Annotated in this window: 2 protein-coding genes; both read left to right on the forward strand. The window is 69.3% G+C overall.

Annotation, left to right across the window (positions count from 1 at the left end; genetic code table 11):
- Window positions 1-1,380 (forward strand): class I adenylate-forming enzyme family protein (locus ACT84W_RS10610; protein ID WP_444329192.1); only part of this gene is annotated, 1,380 nt, incomplete at its 5' end.
- 46 nt (window positions 1,381-1,426) lie between these two features.
- Window positions 1,427-2,306: hypothetical protein (locus ACT84W_RS10615; RefSeq protein ID WP_444329193.1), on the forward strand; the 880-nt coding region annotated here is incomplete at its 3' end.

Raw genomic sequence — 2,306 nt, forward strand, 5'->3', positions numbered from 1 at the left:
ATCGAGTGGCTGCCTATCTACTTCGGCGCGCTCAAGACCGGCGCCGTCGTGGTGCCGCTCAACTTCCGCTACTCCTCCGACGAGATCGAGTACTGCCTCCAGAAGTCCGACGCGGACATCCTCGTGTTCGGGCCCGAGTTCATCGGGCGCGTCGAGGACATTATCCCGCGCATCCAGGCCGGCCGGCTCGTCTTCTATGTCGGCGACGACTGCCCCACCTGGGCCGAGCCCTACAGCGAGCTCACCTCTTTGTGCAGCTCGGCGGACCCGCGGGTCCCGCTCAAGCCGACGGACGAGGCGGCGATCTACTTCAGCTCGGGCACAACGGGCTTCCCCAAGGCCATCCTCCACGACCACGAGAGCCTGGCCCAGGCCGCCCAGATGGAGCAGGTCCACCACGGCCAGACCGCCGACGACGTGTTCCTGTGCATCCCGCCGCTCTACCACACGGGCGCCTGTATGCACTGGATGGGGAGCCTGCTCGCGGGCGGGCGCGGCGTGCTGCTGCGCGGGGTCTCGCCCAAGACCATCCTGCAGACCGTCTCGGACGAACGCTGCACCATCGTCTGGCTGCTCGTCCCCTGGGCCCAGGACATTCTCACCGCCGTCGAGCAGGGCTCGGTCAACCTCGCCGACTACGAGCTCTCGCAGTGGCGCCTCATGCACATCGGCGCCCAGCCCGTGCCGAGGAGCCTCGTCGAGCGCTGGCTCGAGGTGTTCCCGGGCCAGCAGTACGACACGAACTACGGGCTCTCCGAGTCGATGGGCCCGGGCTGCGTGCACCTGGGCGTGGGCAACGTCGACCACGTGGGAGCCATCGGCGTGCCGGGGTACCGCTGGGAGGCCAAGGTCGTGGACGCCGGCGGCGCCGAGGTCGCCCAGGGCGAGGTCGGCGAGCTCTGCGTGCGCGGGCCCGGCCTCATGGAGTGCTACTACAAGGACCCCGAGGCCACCTCCGAGGCGCTCGTCGACGGCTGGCTGCGCACCGGCGACATGGCCCGCCAGGACGCCGAGGGGTTCTACTGGCTCGTCGACAGAAAGAAGGACGTCATCATCACGGGCGGCGAGAACCTCTACCCCATCCAGATCGAGGACTACCTCATGGGCCACCCCGGCATCCAGGACGTGGCCGTCATCGGCCTTCCCGACGAGCGCCTGGGCGAGGTTGCCTGCGCCGTCGTCGAGGTGAAGCCCGGCTGGGAGGAGCGCCTGGGCGAGGCCGCGCTCGACGAGTTCTGCCTGGGGCTTCCGCGCTACAAGCGCCCGCGGCGCTGGATATTCGCGCCCGTCCCGCGCAACCCCACCGGCAAGATCGAGAAGCCCCTCCTGCGCGAGAGGTACGGAACGAAATCCCTGGTAGACTACGAGAACCGCCGCTAGTCTGGCGAGCTTCAGGCAAGCGGGCACGATTGGGGAGGAGAAGCACATGCAGCTTCTGAGCGGAAACGAGGCGATCGCCCAGGGCGTCTGGGAGGCGGGCTGCTCCGTGGGGTCCGGCTATCCCGGCACCCCGTCCACGGAGGCCCTGGAGAACCTGGTCCGGAAGGACGGCGTCTACTGCGAGTGGGCGCCCAACGAGAAGGTCGGCCTCGAGGTCGCGCTGGGCGCGGCGATGGGCGGCGTGCGCGCGCTCGCGGCGATGAAGCACGTCGGCCTGAACGTCGCGGCGGACCCCTTCATGAGCGCGGCGAACACCGGCGTGAACGGCGGCCTCGTGCTGCTGGTCGCAGACGACCCGTCCTGCTACTCTTCCCAGAACGAGCAGGACTCGCGCTACTACGCGAGCTTCGCGCGCGTGCCGTGCCTGGATCCCTGCGACTCGCAGGAGGCCTACGAGATGGCCAAGCTCTCCTTCGGGCTCTCTGAGCGCTTCGACACCCCCGTCATGTTGCACGAGACCATGCGCGTGGCGCACACGCGCACCATGGTCCACGTCGCGGGCGAGCGCGCCGAGGTCGAGCCGCGCCCCTACGAGAGCCGAATCGGCAAGTACGTGATGATGCCCGCCAACGCCGTGCGTCGCCGCGCGGCGACCGACGAGCGCGAGGACGCGCTCGTCACCTTCGCGGAAAAGACCGACCTCAACCGCATCGAGATGCGCGACCGCTCCGTCGGCGTCATCGGCGCGGGCGCGCTCTATACCCACGTGCGCGAGGCCCTGCCCGAGGCCTCCGTGCTCAAGCTCGGCCTCACCTGGCCGCTGCCGCCGGCGAAGATCGCCGAGTTCGCCGCCTCCGTGGACGAGCTCTACGTGATCGAGGAGACCTGCACCTACTTCACCGAGAAGGTCCGCGCCATGGGCGTGC

The sequence above is a fragment of the Paratractidigestivibacter sp. genome, from assembly GCF_052362415.1.
Classification (GTDB): domain Bacteria; phylum Actinomycetota; class Coriobacteriia; order Coriobacteriales; family Atopobiaceae; genus Paratractidigestivibacter.